Genomic DNA, 19,800 nt, shown 5'->3' on the forward strand with positions numbered 1-19,800 from the left:
CGGCGTGCGTGCGCGCGCGGCGGAGCGGCGGGCGCCCTGGGAGGAACGCCTGCGAGGGTTGGACATCTACGTGCCGTGCCTTCTACTTCGCCGGATCGACCGGGTCAGGAACGTTGGGGTCGGTGGTGTTGCCTCCGGCGTCGACGCCGCCCGGGGTGCCGCCGGGGTCGCCGCCGGGGGTTCCACCGGGAGTGCCGCCCGGAGTGCCGCCGGGGGTTCCACCGGGAGTGCCGCCCGGAGTGCCGCCGGGGGTTCCACCGGGAGTGCCGCCCGGGGTGCCGCCGGGATCGCCGCCCGGCGTGCCGCCGGGAGTGCCGCCCGGGGTGCCACCGGGCTGGTTGCCGCCCGGAGTGCCGCCGGGAGTGCCGCCCGGAGTGCCGCCGGGCTGGTTGCCGCCCGGCTTCTCGGGCTGGTCCTTGGCCGGGGGCTTCTTCGTGGGGTCCTTCGGGTCCTTGGGCTCGTCCTTCTTGGTGCCGCCGGCGGGGACCTTGCCGGTGGTGGCACCGGTGGTCTGCTGGGTGCCGTCGGGGACCTCGTTGCCGCTGACCGGCGGGACGCCGTCCGGTTTGGGCACGGACGGGGTGGGGTCGGGCTCGGACTTGACCTTCTCCGCGGTCTTGTCGGAGGCGAAGTCCGGTATCGGCAGCCCCGGGGCGAGGGAGTTGCCGCCGATGAGGGAGACGATGAGCATCGCGGCGTAACAGGCGCATATCGCGCCGAGCACCCAGCCGATCCTGCGGAGCTTCTTGCCGCGCCGGCCGCTCTCGTCGACGAAGACGGGACCGTCGGGGCTCTCCGTGGACAGCTCGGGCAGCGGCGGAGGGTCGTGCCGACGCTGGCCGAGGTGCGGCCCGACGGAGTCGAGCTGCATCGTCCGGTCGTCGGCGTTGCGTATCTGGCGTATCTGGCGGGTCTGCCCGGTCTGGGCACCCTCAGGAGTGTTCTTCACGGCTCTTCGCACATCCCCCACTGACTGGCTCATCGGTGGGCGCGCGCGACCAGCAGGATCCGTCATCGGCCCGGGCCCCCACCCGTCCAAGCGTCCCTATCACACTGCACCCGGACGTCGAATGTAGCGCACGCGGGTGACAGCACTTCTCGCGAGTGCACTCTTGTCACACATCAATGACATATCCCGAGCCGGAATGGATCGTTCCGAGTCCGATTAGACCCATTTACCCCCAATCTCTAGCGCAGATAAGACATCACGTGACGCATACGACAGCGCGTCCCCCGAGGGCCCCGCGCCGCCCCCTATGGCGAGCCTCACGCGACCCCGCGCACCGCTCCGCGCCCGCCGGGCGGACCGGTCCGGACACGACGAAGGCCCGGCTGCCTCAAGCAGCCGGGCCTTCGCCTCACATGGGAACTGTGGAGATGGCGGGAATCGAACCCGCGTCCAACGGTGCAGAATCAGGGCTTCTCCGTGTGCAGTCTGCTGCGATTTTCTCGGCCCCGGAGATCACGCAGACAAGTCTCCGACGGGCTCAGTCACTGTTTGGTTTCCTCACCGTCCCCGTGACCGGGACGGTGAGTTTAGATCCCTTGATGATGCCAGGATCCGGGTCGGGATCACCCCCGGGCTGACACTTCGCAAGTCGCTACTTAGGCAGCGAGGGCGAAGGAATCGCGCTTGGTGTTGGCGATTATTGGTTGCGACATATGGTTTACGAGATCATTGCCGCTTCCTCGACACGCTTCCCCTGCTTCGACATCCGCTGTCGAAACCGATCATCCCCATGTTGATTTTTCAAGGTGCGCCCCTCACCAAGTGGGGTGCAGTAGCCATCGTACGTGACCGACGTCCGGCAAGGCCAGTCAATTCCCGCCGGGCGCGGGCCACCGGCGCCCGTACCCGCCGGACACCCGCTACAGGTACCCGCGCTCCTTGCGCTTGACCGCCGCGATCGCGCGGTTCGTCTCCCGCGTGTCCTGCTTCTCGCGCAGCGTCTGCCGCTTGTCGTACTCCTTCTTGCCCTTGGCGAGCGCGATCTCGCACTTCACCCGGCCGTCCTTGAAGTACAGGGCGAGCGGAACGATCGTGTGGCCGCTCTCGCTCGACTTCGACTCCAGCTTGTCGATCTCCGCCCGGTGCATCAGCAGCTTGCGCTTGCGCCGTGCGGCGTGGTTGGTCCAGGTGCCCTGCGAGTACAGCGGAACGTGGATGTTGTGCAGCCAGGCCTCGCCGCCGTCGATCTGCACGAAGCCGTCCACCAGCGACGCCCTGCCGAGCCGCAGGGACTTCACCTCGGTGCCCATCAGCACGAGCCCGCACTCGTAGGTGTCGAGGACGGTGTAGTCGTGCCGGGCCTTCTTGTTCTGCGCGATGATCTTGCGCTTGGGGTCCTTTTCCTTTGCCATAGTGCGGTCATTTTCGCACTACGAGCCCCCCTGGAGGCCACTCAATACCGCCTCGGCCCGCTCCCGGGCCCGCTCGGTCTCCACCAGGTCGGGTGTGATGCCCCGGCCGTCCAGATCGCGCCCGGCGGGAGTGCGGTAGTGGCCGACGGTCAGTTCGGCGACCGAGCCGTCGGCGAGCCGGCGCGGCTTCTGCACCGAACCCTTGCCGAAGGTCCGCGAGCCGACGGTCAGCACCCGGCCCCTGTCCGCCAGCGCGCCCGTCACCAGCTCGGCGGCGCTCATCGTGCCGCCGTCGACGAGCACGACCAGCGGTCGCGCCAGGTCACCGCCGCGCTCGGCGTGCAGCGCCCGCTGCCTGCCGTGGTCCTCGTACGTCGCCACCAGCCCGCCGTCCAGGAAGGTGGCGGCCACGGTGACGGCCTCGTCGACCAGCCCGCCCTCGTTGCCGCGCAGGTCCAGCAGGACGCCCTTGCCCGCGGGGGCCCCGCGCACGGCTTCGCGCACCCGCTGCCCGGAGCCCCGGGTGAAGGACGTCACCTTGATCAGCACCGCTCCGTCGGCGAGGTTCTCCACGGTGACCGCGTCGGTGGGCAGGTTCGCCCGCCGCACCTCCTGCGTCCACACCTTCGCGCCCCGCTGGAGCGTGATGCGTACGGGGGTGCCCGCCGCGGCGCCCAGGCCGTCGCCGCGCAGCAGCGCGACCACCTCGGTGACCGGACGGCGGTCCACCGCCCGGCCGTCGATGCCGCGCAGCGCGTCCCCGCGCCGCAGGCCCGCCCGCGCGGCAGGGCCGCCGGGGCGCACCCGCTCGACCTGGACACGGCCGTCGGCGCACCGCTTGGCGACCAGGCCGACGCCCGTGTACTCGCCGTCCAGGGACTGCTCGAAGTCCTCGTACTCCGCCGGGCCGTAGACCGCGCCCCACCGGTCGCCGCTGCGGCTGACCGCCGCCTCGGCGGCCTTCTTGCCCGACTTGCCGTCGGCGACCGCGTCGGCCGCCGCGCGGGCCACCGCGTCCGCGGACGCCCGGGCGGCTTCGCCGCGGGACGCGTGCGCGGTGGCGGGCCGCACCGCGGAAGCGGGCTGCGGCTCGTCGTCGTACACCCATGGACCGGTCGTCGAGACGGTGGCCAGCGCCCCCGCGAAGACCAAGGTCAGGGCTGCCCCGCGGCACAGGCCGCGGGGCCGGATACCGAATTCCGGGCCTGGCATGGCGAGAAGTCTAGGACAAACGCCGTGCCCCGTACGGCGGGATGCCGTACGGGGCACATGGTTCGGGGGGCGCCGGAAGGTGCCCGGGTTACACCTTCAAGTACTTCCGGAGCGCGAAGAACGCGGCGAGCGCCGGCATCAACAGGCTGATCGCCAGCACCAGCGGCAGCTTGGTGATCACCGCGTCCCAGCCGATGAACTGCACCAACTCCATCTTGTCGGCGAGCGCGAGGCCGTGGTCGATCAGGAAGTAGCGGCCGAGCACCAGCAGGACGCAGGCGAGCACGCCGCCGATGAGGCCGGCGACGGCGGCCTCCATGATGAACGGCGCCTGGATGTAGAAACTGGACGCGCCGACGAGCCGCATGATGCCGGTCTCGCGCCGCCTGCTGAACGCGGAGACCCGCACGGTGTTCACGATCAGCATCAGCGCGATGACGAGCATCAGCCCCATCAGGAAGAGCGCGGCGACGTTCATGCCGTTCATCAGCTCGAAGAGCTGGTCCAGGATGGAGCGTTGGTCCTCCACGGACTGCACGCCCGCCCTGCCCTGGAAGGCGGTGGCCACCACCTTGTACTTCTGCGGGTCCTTGAGCTTGACCCGGTAGGACTCCTGCATCTGGTCCGGCGTGATGACGTTCGCCATCGCGGTGTCGCCGAACTGCTCCTTGTAGTGCTTGAACGCCTGGTCGGCGTCCTCGTAGAAGACGCTCTCGACGACGTCCATCTTCTCCAGGTCGGCCTTGACCTGCTGCTTCTGCTCCGCCGTGACGGCGCCCTTGGCGCACTGCGGCACGCCGGTCTCGGCGTCGTTCTTGTTGCAGAAGTAGATGGAGATGTTGACCTTGTCGTACCAGAAGCTCTTCATCTCGCTGACCTGGTTGCGCATCAGCAGGGCACCGCCGAAGAGTGCCAGGGAGAGAGCGACGGAGACGATGACGGCAAAGGTCATCGTGAGGTTCCGGCGGAGACCGACACCGATCTCCGACAGGACGAACTGGGCGCGCATCGGCGTCCTTTCAGTGCTGGTAGCCGTAGACGCCGCGAGACTGGTCGCGTACGAGACGGCCCTTCTCGAGTTCGATGACGCGCTTGCGCATCTGGTCGACGATCTGCTGGTCGTGGGTCGCCATCACCACAGTGGTGCCGGTGCGGTTGATGCGGTCCAGCAGCTTCATGATGCCGACGGAGGTCTGCGGGTCGAGGTTGCCGGTCGGCTCGTCCGCGATCAGCAGCATCGGACGGTTGACGAAGGCCCGCGCGATGGCCACGCGCTGCTGCTCACCGCCGGAGAGCTCGCCGGGCATCCGGTCCTCCTTGCCGCCGAGGCCGACCAGGTCGAGCACCTGGGGGACGGCCTTGCGGATCTCGCCGCGCGGCTTGCCGATGACCTCTTGCGCGAAGGCGACGTTCTCGGCCACCGTCTTGTTGGGCAGGAGGCGGAAGTCCTGGAAGACGGTGCCGAGCTGGCGGCGCATCTGCGGCACCTTCCAGTTGGACAGGCGCGCGAGGTCCTTGCCCAGGACGTGCACCTGCCCCTGGCTGGCGCGCTCCTCGCGCAGCAGCAGCCGCAGGAAGGTGGACTTGCCGGAACCCGAGGAACCGACCAGGAAGACGAACTCGCCCTTCTCGACTTCCAGGGAGACGTCCCGCAGGGCGGGGCGGTTCTGCTTCGGGTAGGACTTGGACACGTTGTCGAATCGGATCACAGGTGCACCACGGTCGCCGGGAGTAGGTGTGCGTGACCATACGCGACCCGGCCCCGGCCGTGCAGGCTGCTTCCCCGCGATGAGGGGTTTGCTCCGGTTTGCGGAGCGGCAGCGGGTGACCGTGGGGTGTCCGGTGGTGCCCGTGGGTGTCTGCGGGTGCCCGTGGGCCGTCCCTTTGCACCCGGGCCGCGCACGTCGGGCGGGCGGCTGGCACAGTGGAGGGGAACGGATGCGTTTCCCCGTGCGTTAGGGGGAGAGAACGCGAAGTATTCGGGATGTGCATCCAGGTGGCGCGGAGTGTGCGGCCGGTGACCGGAGGAGGACAGCGCATGACCTATGACCGGTTGGTGTGCGCGAACTGCGCGGGGCCGGTGGCCGAGGGCCGCTGTGCGACCTGCCGGGCGAGCAGGCAGCGCCTGGAGCAGCGCGAGGGCCCGTTCGCTCAGCTCAATCCCGCGACGCTGCTGGCGCTGCTGGTGGTGCTGGTGGCGGCGATGGCCCTGCTGGCCCACCAGGCCGCGTAAGAGTTCGTACGGTACGGGGAACACGAGGGAGAACGAGGGAGAGGGGCCCGGGGCGCTTGACGGCGTCCCAGGCCCCTCTCCTTCGTGCTGTCGCCCCGTGCGTACGGGCGGTGCTCCGCGCGCGTACGGCCGAGGGCCGGATCTAGGCCGCGGGGGTGCGTCCGCCCAGGCGGGGCAGGAAGCGGAAGGCGACGCCGCCGGCGATCATCGTCGCGGCGCCGACCATGAGGAGCGTGGTGTCACCGGCGCCGGTGGCGGCCAGCTCGTCCTTCGGGGTGGCCTGCTCGACGGGCCGGTTGGCGACGGAGTCGACGTCGAGGTTGTCACCGGTGCCGGTGCCCGTGCCGGCGTTGGTGCCGGTGCCCGTGCCCGCGTCGGTGCCGCTGCCGCCCGTGGTCGGGTCGGTGGGCGGTGTGGAGGGGTCCTCGCCGCCGGTGGTACCGCCGGTGGTGGGGGTCTCCCCCGTGGTGTTGCCGCCGGAGGGCTTGCCTTCCGTGGTGCCGCCCGTGGTGGGGGTGCCGCCGGTCGTGGTCGGGCCGCCGGCGGTGCTGCCACCGGTCGTGGTGGGTCCGCCGGTGGTGGGACCGCCCGTGGTGGGACCGCCGGTCGTGGTCGGGTCACCCGTGGTGGGGCCGCCCGTGGTGGGGCCGCCCGTGGTGGGGCCGCCCGTGGTGGTCGGGTCGCCGGTGGTGGGACCGCCGGTCGTGGTCGGGCCGCCGGTGGTGGTGGGGCCGCCCGTCGTGGTGGGACCACCGGTGGTGGTGGGGCCGCCCGTCGTGGTCGGTCCGCCCGTGGTGGTGGGACCGCCCGTCGTGGTGGGACCGCCCGTCGTGGTCGGGCCGCCGTTCGTGGTCGTGTTGCCGCCCGGGTCGGCGCCGCCCGCGGCGTTGCCTCCGGCCGTGGCCGGGTCGCCCGCGGCGTTCCCCCCGGCGGCGGCCGGGTCGCCCGCGGCGTTGCCGCCCGGGTCGGCCGCGTCGACGCCGGCGTCGGCCTGCACCACACCGGTGTCGAGCTGGACGCCGACCTTCTCCTTGGGCGCACCGCCGGATCCCGCGGCCTGGGCGACGCCCGCGACGGTCAGCGAGGCTCCGGCGGCGACCACCGCGCCTGCGGCGATCCGCGCGACACGCACCCGCATCTTGTTGGTCATCTGGTTGCTACCCCCAGTAGCTGGCGAGCTCTTGGAAATCGAGTCGTTGGAGCAGCCATGCAGGGGCAACGGCCTTGGCGGGGACGCCACTTCACCGGACCGCCCCTCAAGGGCCCGTCCACGGGCCCCCGTTCACACCCGCCCCAGACATACGCATGCTGCCCGCCACACTCCCCCAGCCGCGAGAAGGGCGTCAAGAACGTTCCGGGCGCGATGCCCGGTTATACGGGCACTTGCCCGGGAGATGCACACCGGGCTGTGACATGTACGGCGCCCGCCGCGCAACGCGCGAAGGCGCCGGACCCGTGCGGGCCCGGCGCCTTCGTCGGCGTTGTGCCGTCTCTTACTTCTCCTGCTGCTTGCGCCAGCGGATGCCGGCCTCCAGGAAGCCGTCGATCTCGCCGTCGAGGACCGCCTGCGGGTTGCCGACCTCGAACTCCGTGCGCAGGTCCTTGACCATCTGGTAGGGGTGCAGGACGTACGAACGCATCTGGTTGCCCCAGGAGTTGCCGCCGTCGCCCTTGAGGGCGTCCATGGCGGCCTGCTCCTCCTGGCGGCGGCGCTCGAGGAGCTTGGCCTGCAGGACGTTCATGGCGCTCGCCTTGTTCTGGATCTGGGAGCGCTCGTTCTGGCAGGAGACGACGATGCCGGTGGGGATGTGGGTCAGGCGCACCGCGGAGTCGGTGGTGTTGACGCCCTGGCCGCCGGGGCCGGACGCGCGGTAGACGTCCACGCGCAGTTCGGTCTCGTCGATGTCGATGTGGTCGGTCTTCTCGACCACCGGCAGGACCTCGACGCCCGCGAAGGAGGTCTGGCGGCGGCCCTGGTTGTCGAACGGGGAGATGCGCACCAGGCGGTGCGTGCCCTGCTCGACGGAGAGCGTGCCGTAGGCGTAGGGCGCCTTCACCACGAAGGTGGTGGACTTGATGCCCGCCTCCTCCGCGTAGGAGGTCTCGTAGACCTCGGTGGCGTAGTTGTGCCGCTCGGCCCAGCGCAGGTACATGCGCTGGAGCCGCTCGGCGAAGTCGGACGCGTCGACGCCGCCGGCCTCGGCGCGGATGTTGACCAGCGCCTCGCGCTCGTCGTACTCGCCGGACAGGAGGGTGCGGACCTCCATCTCGTCCAGCGCCTTGCGCACGGAGACCAGCTCGTTCTCGGCCTCGGCGAGGGCGTCCGCGTCGTCCTCGTCGGCGGCGAGCTCGAACATGACCGCGACGTCGTCGATGCGGCCGCGCAGGGCCTCGGTCTTGCGGAGCTCGGCCTGGAGGTGGGAGAGCTTGCTCGTGATCTTCTGGGCGGCATCGGGGTCGTCCCAGAGGGACGGTGCCGCGGCCTGCTCTTCGAGCACGGCGATGTCGGCCCTCATCTTTTCGAGGTCCAGGACGGCCTCGATCGACCCCATGGTCGAGGAGAGGGACTTCAGCTCTTCGGATACATCGACGACTGCCACGTGCACCAGCCTAACGGGTACCGGCTCAGCCGTGCCCCGGGTCCCCGCGAAGGGTCCGGGGCGCGGCTCAGGGCTGGGCCGGGGAGGAGTGCGTGGGCGGCGGCGCGGGGTCCTCGTCGGAGGAGGTGACGGCGAGCCAGCCGCCCACGCCGAGGGCCGCGAGGAGGGCGACCCCCGCCGTGGTCATGATGAGGCGGCGGCGGCGCACCTCGGAGCGGTGCCGCGCGGAGCCGGGGCGCCGGTCGCCGGAGGCGCGGGGCACCCGGGCGGTGCCCAGCGGCCCGCCCGCCAGCTCGTCCGGCGCGGGCACGCGCATGGAGGTGTGGGTGTCGCGGTTGGAGGAGTCCAGGGACCCGCCGGGGACCAGCGGCACGGCCCCCTTGCGGCGTACCGGCTCCGGGGCGGGGGCCTCGTCCTCGTACGTCATCGAGACGGTCGGGACGGAGGCCTCCGACTCCGGCTCGTCCACGTCCAGCGGCGGCATCCCGGCCAGCGAGGGGAGCTGTTCGCGCAGGCCGGCCGCCAGCTCGGAGGCGCGCAGCCGGGAGGCCGGGGCCTTGGCGAGGCACTGCACTATGAGCTGCCACAGCTCCTCCGGGATGCCCGGGAGGGGAACCACCGTCTCCGTGACGTGGCGGCGCAGCACGGCGCCCGGGTGGCCGCCGCCGAAGGGCGTGAAGCCCGCGAGGAGCTCGTACAGGACGGTCGCGAGCGCGTAGATGTCGACGGCGGCGCGCGGCGGCAGGCCCTCGACGATCTCGGGGGCCAGGTAGTCCGGCGTGCCGATGATCTTCGTGGCCCTGGTGCGGCGCGGGGTGTCGATGAGCTTGGCGACGCCGAAGTCCGTGAGGAGGGCGGGGTGCGCACCGCCGGGGCCGAGGGGTCCCTGCATGTCCAGGAGCACGTTCTCGGGCTTGACGTCGCGGTGCACGATCTGGGCGGCGTGCGCGGCGGCCAGGCCGTCCGCGATGTCGATGGCGATGGCGACGGCCGCCTCGGGGGCGAGCCTGCGCTCGCGGTCCAGGCGGGTGCGCAGGTCGGTTCCCCGTACGAGGTCCATGACGAGGGCGAGGTCGTTGCCGTCGACGACGAGGTCGCGCACCGAGACCACATGGGGGTGGTCCAGTTTGAGCAGGGCGGTGCGCTCCTGGACGAAGCGGCCGACCAGCTCCTGGTCGGAGGCGAGGTCTTCGCGCAGCATCTTGATGGCGACGGGCCCCTCGGGTCCCTCGCCGAGCCACACCGTGCCCGCGCTGCCTCGCCCGAGGATCTGGTGGGCGGTGTACCGGCTGCCGATTTTCCGTGCCAAGACTGCTCCCTCAGCGGCTGGCGTCGGTCCTCAAAGTACGCCGCCGACGAAGCGTTGAGTGCACAGGATGGCCCCTGTACGACGTCATTCCGTACTTCCGGGGACGAAACGCACCCCGGAAGTCGACATGTCTCCTTGCTCACCGCCCCTCAGGGCGTGGAGCCACCGAGGTCGTTGAAGAACTTCACGGCGCTGTCCCACCAGTCGCCGAGCTGCGCGAAGAAGCCCTTCGTGGTGCCGATCCACTCCTGGAGCGGGGTCAGCTCCCAGATCAGCCAGGCCGCGACGAACAGCAGCACGACGGTGAACAGACAGCCCTTGAGGCAGCCGAGCCCCGGGATGCGCATCGGGTTGGCGCTGCGCCGGCGCGGCTCCCTCGGCGGGCGAGGCTCGCGCGGGGCGGGCGGGGCCGGGGCCGGAGCCGGAGCCGGGGGCTGCTGCGGCTGCGGCGCGTACCGCTGCTGTTGCTGCTGCGGGGGCGGCGCCTGGGGCCGGCGGCGCTGGGGGGCGTGGTTCTGCTGCGGCTGGGGGCGCTGCGGCGGGCGCTGCTGGGGCTGCTGCTGCGGATAGCCGTAACCGCCCTGGTTCTGCTGTCCGTACGGACCCTGCTGGCCCTGACCCTGGCCGTACTGCCCCTGACCCTGTCCCTGGCCGTACTGTCCCTGGCCCTGCCGGTCGCGCTGCGGCTGGCGCTGGGGGCGGCGGCGCAGCGGGTCCTGGTCCGGGTCCAGGTACTGCATCTGCGTCTGCTCGTTGCGATCGCGGGCGGCGCGCAGCTGGCTCTGCCAGGGGTGCGGGTCCTCGGGTCCGGCGCCGGCCGGGGCGCCCGCCGGGCGCGGCGGCACCGGGGGCATGACGGCGGTGGGGTCGGCGCCGCCGTGCGGGCCGCCGGGAGCGCCGGTGGAGGGCAGCACGCTGGTGGCGGCGCCCGGGTCGTACGAGCCCGCGTTGCTCGGCAGCACCTGCGTCGGCTCCGCGTCGCCGGACGCGCCGGCCCCGGTGTCGGGGACGGGCGCCGGGGCCGGGTCCGGGGCGAGCAGGGCGCCCACGCCCAGGGCCGCCTCGACCTGGGCGGAGGTGGAGTGCACCCCGATGCCGGCGGCGACGACGCGCAGGGCGCGGGCCAGGTTCTCGGCGCTGGGACGCTCGTCGGGCTCCTTGCGCAGGCAGCGCTCGATGACCGTCCACAGGGGCTCGGGGACGGTGCTGGGACGCCGGGGCTCCTCGCTCAGGTGCCGGTGCAGCACCTCCAGGGCGGTGCCGCCCGCGAACGGCGGCCGGCCGGTGACCAGCTCGTACAGCAGGATGCCCGCGCCGTAGATGTCGACGGCGGAGGTCTGCGGGCGGCCCTCGGCGGACTCGGGCGCGACGTAGGCGGGGGTGCCGACGAACTCGTGGGTGCGGGTGAGGCCCGGGGAGTCGGCGAGGCGGGCGATGCCGAAGTCGGTGAGCATCGGGTGCATCGCGCCGTCGCGCTCGTCCAGGAGCACGTTCGCGGGCTTCAGGTCGCGGTGCACGACGCCGTCCGCGTGGCTGGCGGCGAGCGCGTCGGCGATCTGCGCGGTGAGCAGGGAGGCGGCGACGGGGGTGAGGGGACCGTTGTCGCGGAGGTAGCGGTGCAGGTCGGGGCCGTCGATCAGGTCCATGACCAGGGCGAGGAGGTCGCCCTCCACGACGAGGTCGCGGGTGCGCACGATGTTGGGGTGGGTGAGCCGCAGGAGCACGGAGCGCTCGCGCAGGAAGCGCATCACCACGTCCGCGTCGTTCGCGAGCTCCTCCTTGAGGACCTTGATCGCGACGGTCTCTCCGGGCTGGCCCGCGACGGCCGCCTCGGCGCCCGCCGTCTCCCGCTGGCGGGCGCGCCAGACGGTGCCCGTGGCGCCGCGCCCGAGCGGCTGCTCAAGCAGGTACTTACTGCCTACCGGCCGCACGTCATGCACTCCCTGCTGGTCGGTGACTGACCTGATCGTGGTTCCTGTGCGGGCCGCCGGTGTTCCGGCCGCCCGGCCTTCCGCTTTTCTGGTTGCCCAACTGTAGTGCCGCCGAACGGGGCACCGGCCGAACACGCGTCGCGTCCGTCGGATCGGGGGCGGAAGTCGCTCCGTACACGTGTTCCCGGGAAAGACGCGCCCGCCGGGCCGATGGTTGCCGCACGCCCGTGCGGGGTGCGTCACCGCCGTTCGGCGGGCCGCCCCGGCCGCGTGGACCGGGTTCCGCGCGCCCTGTCCGAGCCTGCCCCATACAGGCTCTTTTGCGCCCACAGCCGACCATTCAAGATCACTTGGGGGCGGGCGGCGGGCAGGTTGTCAGTGGCAGGTGCGAGGATGCCATCAGCACAGACCTCTGGGGTACGCGAGGGCGCACGAAGCCCTCAACACCCCACGGTGGGTGCCGACCTGTACCGGACGACGCGTCCGCGCCGGGTGGGGGGACCTCGCGGGGGCGGCGGATTGCGCGGCTTCCCGGCGGCCCTTCGCCGGCGCTTCGCGCAGAAGGGACCGCTGACGCGATGCAGATCCGGCTGACCGTCCTCGCGCCGCGCAGCGGCCAGAGCAGAACCGCCCCGCAGGGCGCCCCCGCGCCGGGAGCGCCCGGAGCGCCGGCGGTGTCCGGAGCGCGGGTGCCGGGTGCGCCGGTGCCGGGATCCCCGGTGCCCGGAGCCGGCCCGGCGGTCTGCGACGTGCTCGTCACCGCCCCCGCCGGGACCGCGCTGGCCGCCGTCGCCTCCGGGCTCGCGGCCGCCGTGCAGGGGCCGGGCGGCTCGGAGACCACGGGCGCGGTGGTGGTGTACGCCGGGCGCGAGCGCCTGGACGCGCAACGGTGCGCCCTGGGCGAGCCGCCGCTGGTCGACGGGGCGGTGCTCTCCCTCCAGGCGCCCGCCGACGAGGACGCCCCCGAGCTGTCCGACCTCACGCAGCTCCAGGTGGTGGCGGGCCCCGACGCGGGCGGCGTGCACCTGTTGCACGGCGGGCCGATCCGGGTCGGCCGCTCCGCCGACGCGGACGTGCCGCTGGACGACCCGGACGTGTCCCGGCTGCACTGCACGGTGACGCTCGCCGAGGACGGCCGGGTCACCGTCGCCGACCTCGGCTCCACCAACGGCACGACGCTGGACGGCCGCGAGGTCGGCCGCCGGGACGTACGGCTGGCCCCCGGCGCGCTGCTGCGGGTCGGCGAGTCCGCCCTGCGGCTCGCCCCGCCGGGCGCGCACGGCGGGGCGCTGCCCACCGCCCCGGACGGCGAGGGCCATCTGCGGGTGCCGCGCACCCCGCCCGCCCCGGCCGCCGGGCGGTACGGGGGCGGTGCCCCGCACCACCGGGTCAGCGGGCGGCCCCCGGCCGACGCGGCCCCGCCGCAGGCCGCGGTGCCCGCGCAGGGGGCGTACGGGCACGCGGGAAGCACCCCTGACCCCGGACCGTACGACCACCACAACGACACCCCCGGCGGTCCCGGTGCCCCCGGCGGTCACGGCGACGCCTCCCGGCACACCGCGCCCGCCCCCCGGTCTTCCGCCCCCCACCAGGGCCGGAGCCCCTTCGCCGACGCGCCCGACCGGACGCACGGCGCGGGACGCGTCATCGACAGCGGCGACCGCACGGCCCGGGGCGGGCCGGAGGCGCAGGCCCGCCGGGAGGAACCGCGCAGGCGCGGCGGGATAGGGGGCTGGGCCCGCCGCCTGGCCGGGGGCCGGGAGGCGACGCACGACTACGCGGACGAGCCGCCCGCCCCGACGGCTCCGCACGCCCCGGCCGCCGCCCCCGCGCAGCCCGCGCCCGTCCCCGCCCACGCCGTGCCCGACCCCTGGCCGGACGCGGCGGCGCTGCTGCTGACCGCGCTCCAGCCGGGCCCCCGGTTGTGGGAGCGCGGGCCCGCGCACCCCGAGGCGCTGGTGGTGCGCCTGGGCACCGCCGACCGGCCGGCGCCCGACGGCGCGGGGCTGCTGCCGTCGGTGCCGGTGACGGTGAGCCTCAAAGAGGCGGGTTCGCTGGGGCTCGCGGGGCCCCGGGCACGGCTGGCCGGGCTGGCGCGTTCGGTGGTGGCTCAGTTGGCCGCGCTGCACTCCCCCACCGACCTGGAGATCGTGCTGATCAGCGCGGACCGCTCCCGGCCCGACGAGGAGCGGACCCGCGAGTGGGGCTGGCTGGGCTGGCTGCCGCATCTGCGCCCGGCGCACGGGCAGGACTGCCGGTTGCTGCTGGCCTACGACCGCGACCAGGCGGCCGCGCGGGTGGCCGAGTTGGCGCGGCGTACGGAGGAGGGGCCGCTGGAGGCGGACGCGCCGCGCACGGTGGTGGTCATGGACGGCGACCCCGGTTCGGCGGGGTTGCGCGAGGCCGCCGCCCGGCTCGCGGCGCACGGCGCGGCGCACGGCATCCACGTGCTGTGCCTGGCCGAGACCCCGGCGGCGTCCCCGCTGTCGCCGGTGGAGACCACGTATGACCTGGCGTGCGCGAGCGCGCCCGCGTTCCGCGAGTGCGGGGCGGTGGCGCTGCTGAGCGGCGACGTGGCCACGGCGGTGCGGGTGCTGCGCACGGCGGGCGGGCGCAGCGCCGGGCACGGGACGCTGGGCGCGGTGGACGCGGTCTCGGCGGCCTGGGCGGAGCGCTTCGCGCGGGCGCTGGCCCCGCTGCGCACGGACGCCGCCGACCTCGGGCCCGGCGGGCCGCCGGGGCAGGGGCGGGCTGCGGGGCGGTTGTCGGCGGCGACGCTGCCGCCGACGTCGCGGCTGCTGGACGAGCTGGGGCTGGCCAGGGCGACTCCCGCGTCCCTGATGGCGCGGTGGGCGGCGGCGGCCGACGACGAGCAGGTCCCCGGGGCGACGCGGGCCTGGGCGGTGCTGGGCGCGGGTCCGCGCGGGCCGGTCTGCGCGGATCTGGCGCTGGACGGGCCGCACCTGCTGGTCGAGGGCCCGGCGGGCAGCGGCCGCACCGAACTGCTGCGTTCGGCGGCGGCCTCCCTCGCGGCGGCCGCCCGGCCGGACCGGCTGGGGCTGATCCTGGTCGACGGGGCGGGCGGCGAGCGCGGCGAGGGCCTGCGGCCCTGCACCGAACTGCCGCACGTCTCGACGCACTTGGTGGCCTCGGACCCGGTGCGGATGCGGGAGTTCGCGCAGGCCCTGGGCGCGGAGCTGAAGCGCCGCGAGGAGGTGCTGGGCGGGCTGGACTTCGCGGACCGGCACGCCGGGCGGGGCCCGGAGCAGGCGGTGCCGTCCGTGCCGGCGGCGCGCGCGCAGGGGACGGCGCAGGCCCCCGTGCGCCCCGGTCAGCAGGAACCCCACATCGGCGCGCAGCGCACCGGTGCCGGTGACATAGAGGCCCCGAGCACCGGGACGCTGCGGCTGCGGCCCGCCGCCGTGCGGGAACGGGAACGGCAGGCGCGGCAGGCCGAGGGCGGGCCGTCCGTACTGCCCCGGCTGGTGGTGCTGGTCGACGACTTCGACGCGCTGGTCGCGCCCGCGCTGGGCAGTACGGGGCGGCCTTCGGCGGGGTCCGTGGTGCGGGCCCTGGAGGCGGTCGCCCGGCACGGGGAGCGGCTCGGGGTGCACCTGGTGGCGGCCTCGGCACGCCCGGACCGCACGGCGGACACCGAACTGGCCCGCGGCGAGCGGCTGTTGCGGGTGGTCCTCGACCCGCCGCCCGCCGCGCCCGCGCCCGAGGAGCCCGCGCCGGGGCGGGGCCGGCTGCTGTACCCGGACGGTTCGGTGACGCCGTTCCAGGGCGGCCGGGTCACGGGCCGCATTCCGCGCACGGCGACGCAGCGGCCGACCGTGGTGCCGCTGGAGTGGGAGCGGATGGGCGACCCGCCGGCCCGTCGCCCGGTGCGCGAGCTGGGCAACGGGCCGACCGACCTGGCACTGCTGGCCAGCGCCCTGGACCGGGCCGCGCGCACGGTCAAAGCCCCGTCCCTGCCGCCGCTGGCGTCTCCGCAGGGGGCCCGCTGACCGGGGCACAGGACGGTACGCGCGCCCCCGGGCCCGGAGCAGTGCGCGGGCGGGCGGGCCGCGACTCCCGCGTTTCCGGCGGACCGTGCGCATGTACCGGGGAACCCCGGGCATCCGCCGTGCGGGCGCCGAGCCCCTTTGCGTTCCCGTCGACGGCCCCGAAGCCGTCCTCCTTCGTACCCCGGAAGATTTCCGAAGCCCTCCGCCGTACCCCCGCAGTCCCTTCTCCGCACATCCGCACCACAGGCGAAGCGCACGTCACGAGGCCACAACGAAAGCCGAGTTGACACCGAAGGCACTATTGCGGGCCACCACCGCCGGGCGTAGGACTGACCCACGGGAAAGAAGTCCACGGGACAGTGAAAGAGCGGCGCTCGGCCGGTCGTACGTGCACGGGAGAGACGGGGCGGTAATGCGCACAACTCTGCACCAGCGGAAACAGCGAGGCATGTTCACAGGTCCGCAGCGACAGCGGACCCGGCGTATCCTTCTCGCCGCGGCGACGGCGGGCGCACTGGCCCTGACCGGCTGCGGCGGCGACGGCGGCGCCACGAAGGACCCGAAGGAGTCGGGCGGCACGGGGGCCCAGCAGCCGCCCGCCGACGCGCTGAAGCTCCCCGACCTCAAGGGCCAGAAACTCCAGGTCATCGCCGTGTGGACGGGCGCCGAGGCGGAGAACTTCCAGAAGGTGCTCAAGGAGTTCGAGAAGCGCACCGGCGCGACCGTCAGCTACGTGCCGACCCAGGACGCCATGCTGACCTACCTCGGCTCGAAGATCTCCGGCGGCACTCCCCCGGACGTCGCGCTGCTCCAGCAGCCGGGCGCGCTCAAGCAGGCCGTCGCGAACAAGTGGCTCAAGCCCGTCGACGCGGGCACCCAGGCTCAGTTGGACAAGAACTACTCCAAGGGCTGGAAGGACATCGCGGCCGTCGACGGCACCCAGTACGGGGTGTACTACAAGGCCGCGAACAAGTCGCTGATCTGGTACAACACCAAGGCCTTCGAGGACGCGGGGGCCGCCGAGCCGAAGACCTGGAAGGACTTCCTGGCGACGGCCGAGACCATCTCCCAGTCGGGTGTCACCCCGGTCTCGGTGGGCGGCTCGGACGGCTGGACGCTCACCGACTGGTTCGAGAACATCTACCTCTCGCAGGCAGGCCCGGAGAAGTACGACCAGCTCGCCCAGCACAAGATCAAGTGGACCGACCCGTCCGTGAAGGACGCGCTGACCACCATGGCGGAGCTCTTCGGCAAGGAGAACTACCTGGTCGGCGGCTCGAAGGGGGCCGTGGGCACGGCGTTCCCGAAGTCGGTGGAGAACACCTTCGCCGGTGACGCCCCCAAGGGCGCGATGGTCTTCGAGGGCGACTTCGTGGCCGTCAACATCGAGCAGGCGAAGGCGAAGCTGGGCACGGACGCCAAGGTGTTCCCCTTCCCGGCGGTCGGCGCCAAGTCCCCGGTGGTGACCGGCGGCGACGTCGCGGTGGCGCTGAAGGACACCCCGGCGACGAAGGCCCTGATGACCTTCCTGGCCTCCACCGAATCGGCGAAGATCTCGGCGGGCGCGGGCGGTTTCATCTCGCCGAACAAGTCGGTGGACATGTCGGCGTACCCCAACGACACCCTGCGCGACATCGCCAAGGCCCTGATCGGCGCGGGCGACGACTTCCGCTTCGACATGTCCGACCAGGCGCCGCAGTCGTTCGGCGGCACGCCCGGCAAGGGCGAGTGGAAGATCCTCCAGGACTTCGTGCGCAACCCGAAGGACATCGCGGGTACGCAGGCGAAGCTGGAGACCGAAGCGGCCGCCGCGTACAAGAACTGACGCCGTGAAAGCAGCGACAGCGGGGGGCGCGGCGAGCGTGACGCCGCCCCCCGCCACCTCCGGCAAACGCAAGAGCGTGACCGGCACACGCAGAATCATCGCGTTCGGCTTCCTGCTGCCCGCGCTGATCCTGCTGGGCGCGCTCGTGGTCTACCCGATCGGGTTCTCCGTCTACCGCAGCTTCTTCGACAAGGCCGGCACCGGCTTCGCCGGTCTCGACAACTACGTCCGCCTCTTCACCGACGACACCATCCTGACCGCGATCAAGAACAACCTGATCTGGGTGGTCGTCGCCCCGACGGTCGCCACCGCCCTCGGACTGATCTTCGCGGTGCTCACCGAACGGGTGCGCTGGGGAACGGCGTTCAAGCTGATCGTCTTCATGCCGATGGCGATCTCGATGCTCGCCTCGGGCATCATCTTCCGGCTGGTGTACGAGCAGGACCCGGACCGGGGCGTGGCCAACGCGGTGTGGGTGGGCGTCCACGACACCTTCGCCGAGTCCTCCACCTATCCCAGGGCCCGTCCGCTGCCGGTGCATCCGCTGAAGGCCGCCGGCGGCGGCGCGTACGTCACCAAGGAGCCGGTACGGCTCGGACAGCAGGTCAACCTGCCGCTGATCGGCGTCGCCCCGGCCCAGATGCCGAAGGACGCGCAGCTCGCGAAGGCTCCCGCGACCGCGCCCGACCGGGTCACCGGCACGGCGTGGCTGGACTTCACGCGCGGTGGCGGCGGCAAGCCGAACGTCATCGACAGCAAGGAGTCCGGGCTGGGCGGACTGACGATCGAGGCGGTCAAGGACGGCAGGGTCGTCGACTCCACCAAGGCGGCGGCGGACGGCGCCTTCTCGCTCTCCGCGAAGGCCGACGGCGCCGAACTGCGCCTGCCCGCGAGCAACTTCCGTGAGCAGTACAACGGCGTCGACTGGCTCGGGCCGAACGTGGTGACCCCGGCCATCATCGGTTCGTACGTGTGGATGTGGGCCGGATTCGCGATGGTGCTGATCGCTGCGGGACTCGCGAGTCTGCCGCGTGAACTGCTGGAGGCGGCGCGGGTCGACGGGGCGAACGAGTGGCAGGTGTTCCGCAGGATCACCGTGCCGCTGCTGGCACCCGTGCTCGCGGTGGTCACCGTCACGCTGATGATCAACGTCCTGAAGATCTTCGACCTGGTGTTCATCATCGCGCCCGGCAACTCGCTGGACGACGCGAACGTCCTCGCCCTGCAGCTGTACCAGTCGTCGTTCGGCACCGACGCGGACCTCGGCATCGGCAGTGCCATCGCGGTGTTCCTGCTGCTGCTGGTGATCCCGGTGATGCTCTTCAACATCCGTCGTATGCGGAAGGAGCAGGGCCGATGACGCACTCCACGGACATCGTCAGGGCGAAGCGGTCCCCTGCGGCGCGGATCGCGGCGGCGGCCGGCGGCGGGGTGATGCGGGTCTTCCTGATCGTGGTCGGGCTGTTCTGGCTGATGCCGACGATCGGGCTGCTGATCTCCTCGCTGCGCGACCCGGCGGACATCGCGGCGAGCGGGTGGTGGCAGGTCTTCACCAAGCCCGCCGAGCTGACCGTCCAGAACTACTCGTCGATCCTGCAGAACGAGACCGTCCTCAACTCCCTGCTCAGCACGGCCCTGATCACCGTTCCGGCGACGGTGCTGGTGGTGGTGATCGGCGCGCTCGCCGGGTACGCGTTCGCGTGGATGGACTTCCCCGGCCGCGACTGGTGGTTCATGGTGGTCGTGGGGCTGCTGGTGGTGCCGGTGCAGGTGGCACTCGTGCCGGTGGCGAAGCTGTTCGGCGTGGTCGGCATCTTCGAGACGACCTTCGGGGTCGTCCTCTTCCACGTCGCCTTCGGCCTCCCCTTCGCGATCTTCCTGCTGCGGAACTTCTTCGCGGAGATCCCGCGTGAACTCCTGGAGGCGGCGCGGCTCGACGGGGCGGGCGAGATCAGGCTGTTCACGCGGGTGGTCATGCCGCTGGGCGGCCCGGCGATCGCGTCGCTGGGGATCTTCCAGTTCCTGTGGGTGTGGAACGACATGCTGATCGCGCTAATCTTCGCGGACGCCACGAATCCGCCGATCACGGTGGCGTTGCAGCAGCAGGTCCGCCAGTTCGGCAACAACATCGACGTGCTGGCGCCGGGCGCCTTCGTGTCGATGGTCATCCCGCTGATCGTCTTCTTCGCCTTCCAGAAGCAGTTCGTGTCGGGGGTGATGGCGGGAGCGGTGAAGTAGGGCACGGCAAGTACGCGTGTGACAGGGGTGGTTCGGCCTTCACGGCCGAACCACCCTTCTGTGTCAGCCCCTTGAGGCGGA

14 protein-coding genes and 1 other RNA gene are annotated in these 19,800 nt (G+C 72.7%); 5 read left to right on the forward strand and 10 right to left on the reverse strand.

Annotated elements, in window-relative coordinates; all coding sequences use genetic code 11:
- Nucleotides 1-82 precede the first annotated feature (82 nt).
- The 6 genes from ACZ56L_RS16450 to ftsE form a co-directional block, all read right to left on the reverse strand.
- Complete coding sequence (locus ACZ56L_RS16450; protein ID WP_468687913.1) at nt 83-949, reverse strand: DUF2975 domain-containing protein; 867 nt, start codon at nt 947-949, stop codon at nt 83-85.
- A 420-nt stretch (nt 950-1,369) separates the two neighbouring features.
- Nucleotides 1,370-1,739, reverse strand: a transfer-messenger RNA (tmRNA) gene (ssrA, locus tag ACZ56L_RS16455).
- Nucleotides 1,740-1,869: 130 nt separating this feature from the next.
- Nucleotides 1,870-2,361 carry an SsrA-binding protein SmpB gene (smpB, locus tag ACZ56L_RS16460; RefSeq protein WP_401761089.1) on the reverse strand — a complete coding sequence of 164 codons (492 nt, stop codon included), beginning with the start codon at nt 2,359-2,361 and terminating at the stop codon, nt 1,870-1,872.
- Nucleotides 2,362-2,379: 18 nt separating this feature from the next.
- Nucleotides 2,380-3,573 carry a S41 family peptidase gene (locus ACZ56L_RS16465; protein ID WP_345222450.1) on the reverse strand — a complete coding sequence of 398 codons (1,194 nt, stop codon included), beginning with the start codon at nt 3,571-3,573 and terminating at the stop codon, nt 2,380-2,382.
- A gap of 88 nt (nt 3,574-3,661) precedes the next feature.
- Nucleotides 3,662-4,582 (reverse strand): permease-like cell division protein FtsX, encoded by a 921-nt coding sequence (gene ftsX / locus ACZ56L_RS16470; RefSeq protein WP_345222449.1) that lies wholly within the window; start codon nt 4,580-4,582, stop codon nt 3,662-3,664.
- 10 nt (nt 4,583-4,592) lie between these two features.
- On the reverse strand, nt 4,593-5,282 hold the full coding sequence (gene ftsE / locus ACZ56L_RS16475; RefSeq protein ID WP_189823941.1) for a cell division ATP-binding protein FtsE: 690 nt from the start codon (nt 5,280-5,282) through the stop codon (nt 4,593-4,595).
- 329 nt (nt 5,283-5,611) lie between these two features.
- On the opposite strand from ftsE, the gene ACZ56L_RS16480 reads away from it, so the two are divergent.
- Complete coding sequence (locus tag ACZ56L_RS16480; protein ID WP_345222445.1) at nt 5,612-5,806, forward strand: hypothetical protein; 195 nt, start codon at nt 5,612-5,614, stop codon at nt 5,804-5,806.
- Nucleotides 5,807-5,948: 142 nt separating this feature from the next.
- Here the strand turns inward: ACZ56L_RS16480 and ACZ56L_RS16485 are convergent, their stop codons facing one another.
- From ACZ56L_RS16485 to ACZ56L_RS16500, 4 genes are all read right to left on the reverse strand, one after another.
- Nucleotides 5,949-6,956 carry a hypothetical protein gene (locus ACZ56L_RS16485; RefSeq protein ID WP_471064643.1) on the reverse strand — a complete coding sequence of 336 codons (1,008 nt, stop codon included), beginning with the start codon at nt 6,954-6,956 and terminating at the stop codon, nt 5,949-5,951.
- A 343-nt stretch (nt 6,957-7,299) separates the two neighbouring features.
- Nucleotides 7,300-8,406, reverse strand: a complete 1,107-nt coding sequence (gene prfB / locus ACZ56L_RS16490; protein ID WP_345222441.1) for a peptide chain release factor 2 — start codon at nt 8,404-8,406, stop codon at nt 7,300-7,302.
- Between the two features lie 67 nt (nt 8,407-8,473).
- Nucleotides 8,474-9,715: a serine/threonine-protein kinase gene (locus ACZ56L_RS16495; RefSeq protein WP_471064645.1), complete on the reverse strand. Its 1,242-nt coding sequence runs from the start codon at nt 9,713-9,715 to the stop codon at nt 8,474-8,476.
- Between the two features lie 149 nt (nt 9,716-9,864).
- Nucleotides 9,865-11,646: a serine/threonine-protein kinase gene (locus tag ACZ56L_RS16500; RefSeq protein ID WP_471064647.1), complete on the reverse strand. Its 1,782-nt coding sequence runs from the start codon at nt 11,644-11,646 to the stop codon at nt 9,865-9,867.
- A gap of 578 nt (nt 11,647-12,224) precedes the next feature.
- Here ACZ56L_RS16500 and ACZ56L_RS16505 point away from each other — a divergent pair.
- The 4 genes from ACZ56L_RS16505 (at nt 12,225) to ACZ56L_RS16520 (ending at nt 19,719) form a co-directional block, all read left to right on the forward strand.
- Entirely contained in the window at nt 12,225-15,656 is a 3,432-nt protein-coding gene (locus tag ACZ56L_RS16505; protein WP_471064649.1) for an FHA domain-containing protein, read from the forward strand.
- Nucleotides 15,657-16,104: 448 nt separating this feature from the next.
- Nucleotides 16,105-17,481 carry an ABC transporter substrate-binding protein gene (locus ACZ56L_RS16510; RefSeq protein ID WP_471064651.1) on the forward strand — a complete coding sequence of 459 codons (1,377 nt, stop codon included), beginning with the start codon at nt 16,105-16,107 and terminating at the stop codon, nt 17,479-17,481.
- A 4-nt stretch (nt 17,482-17,485) separates the two neighbouring features.
- Nucleotides 17,486-18,841 carry a carbohydrate ABC transporter permease gene (locus ACZ56L_RS16515; protein WP_471064653.1) on the forward strand — a complete coding sequence of 452 codons (1,356 nt, stop codon included), beginning with the start codon at nt 17,486-17,488 and terminating at the stop codon, nt 18,839-18,841.
- Nucleotides 18,838-19,719: a carbohydrate ABC transporter permease gene (locus ACZ56L_RS16520; RefSeq protein WP_345222429.1), complete on the forward strand. Its 882-nt coding sequence runs from the start codon at nt 18,838-18,840 to the stop codon at nt 19,717-19,719. The genes ACZ56L_RS16515 and ACZ56L_RS16520 overlap by 4 nt, the downstream gene beginning before the upstream one ends.
- The last annotated feature ends 81 nt before the right edge of the window (nt 19,720-19,800 follow it).

It is taken from the genome of Streptomyces sp. NPDC039736 (assembly GCF_055596485.1).

Coding starts and splice junctions, on each gene's coding strand:
- ACZ56L_RS16485 (WP_471064643.1), bottom strand. CDS start 6,956: ATGACCAACAAGATGCGGGTGCGTGTCGCGCGGATCGCCGCAGGCGCG.
- ACZ56L_RS16520 (WP_345222429.1), top strand. CDS start 18,838: ATGACGCACTCCACGGACATCGTCAGGGCGAAGCGGTCCCCTGCGGCG.
- ACZ56L_RS16465 (WP_345222450.1), bottom strand. CDS start 3,573: ATGCCAGGCCCGGAATTCGGTATCCGGCCCCGCGGCCTGTGCCGCGGG.
- ACZ56L_RS16510 (WP_471064651.1), top strand. CDS start 16,105: ATGTTCACAGGTCCGCAGCGACAGCGGACCCGGCGTATCCTTCTCGCC.
- ftsX (WP_345222449.1), bottom strand. CDS start 4,582: ATGCGCGCCCAGTTCGTCCTGTCGGAGATCGGTGTCGGTCTCCGCCGG.
- smpB (WP_401761089.1), bottom strand. CDS start 2,361: ATGGCAAAGGAAAAGGACCCCAAGCGCAAGATCATCGCGCAGAACAAG.
- ACZ56L_RS16505 (WP_471064649.1), top strand. CDS start 12,225: ATGCAGATCCGGCTGACCGTCCTCGCGCCGCGCAGCGGCCAGAGCAGA.
- ACZ56L_RS16480 (WP_345222445.1), top strand. CDS start 5,612: ATGACCTATGACCGGTTGGTGTGCGCGAACTGCGCGGGGCCGGTGGCC.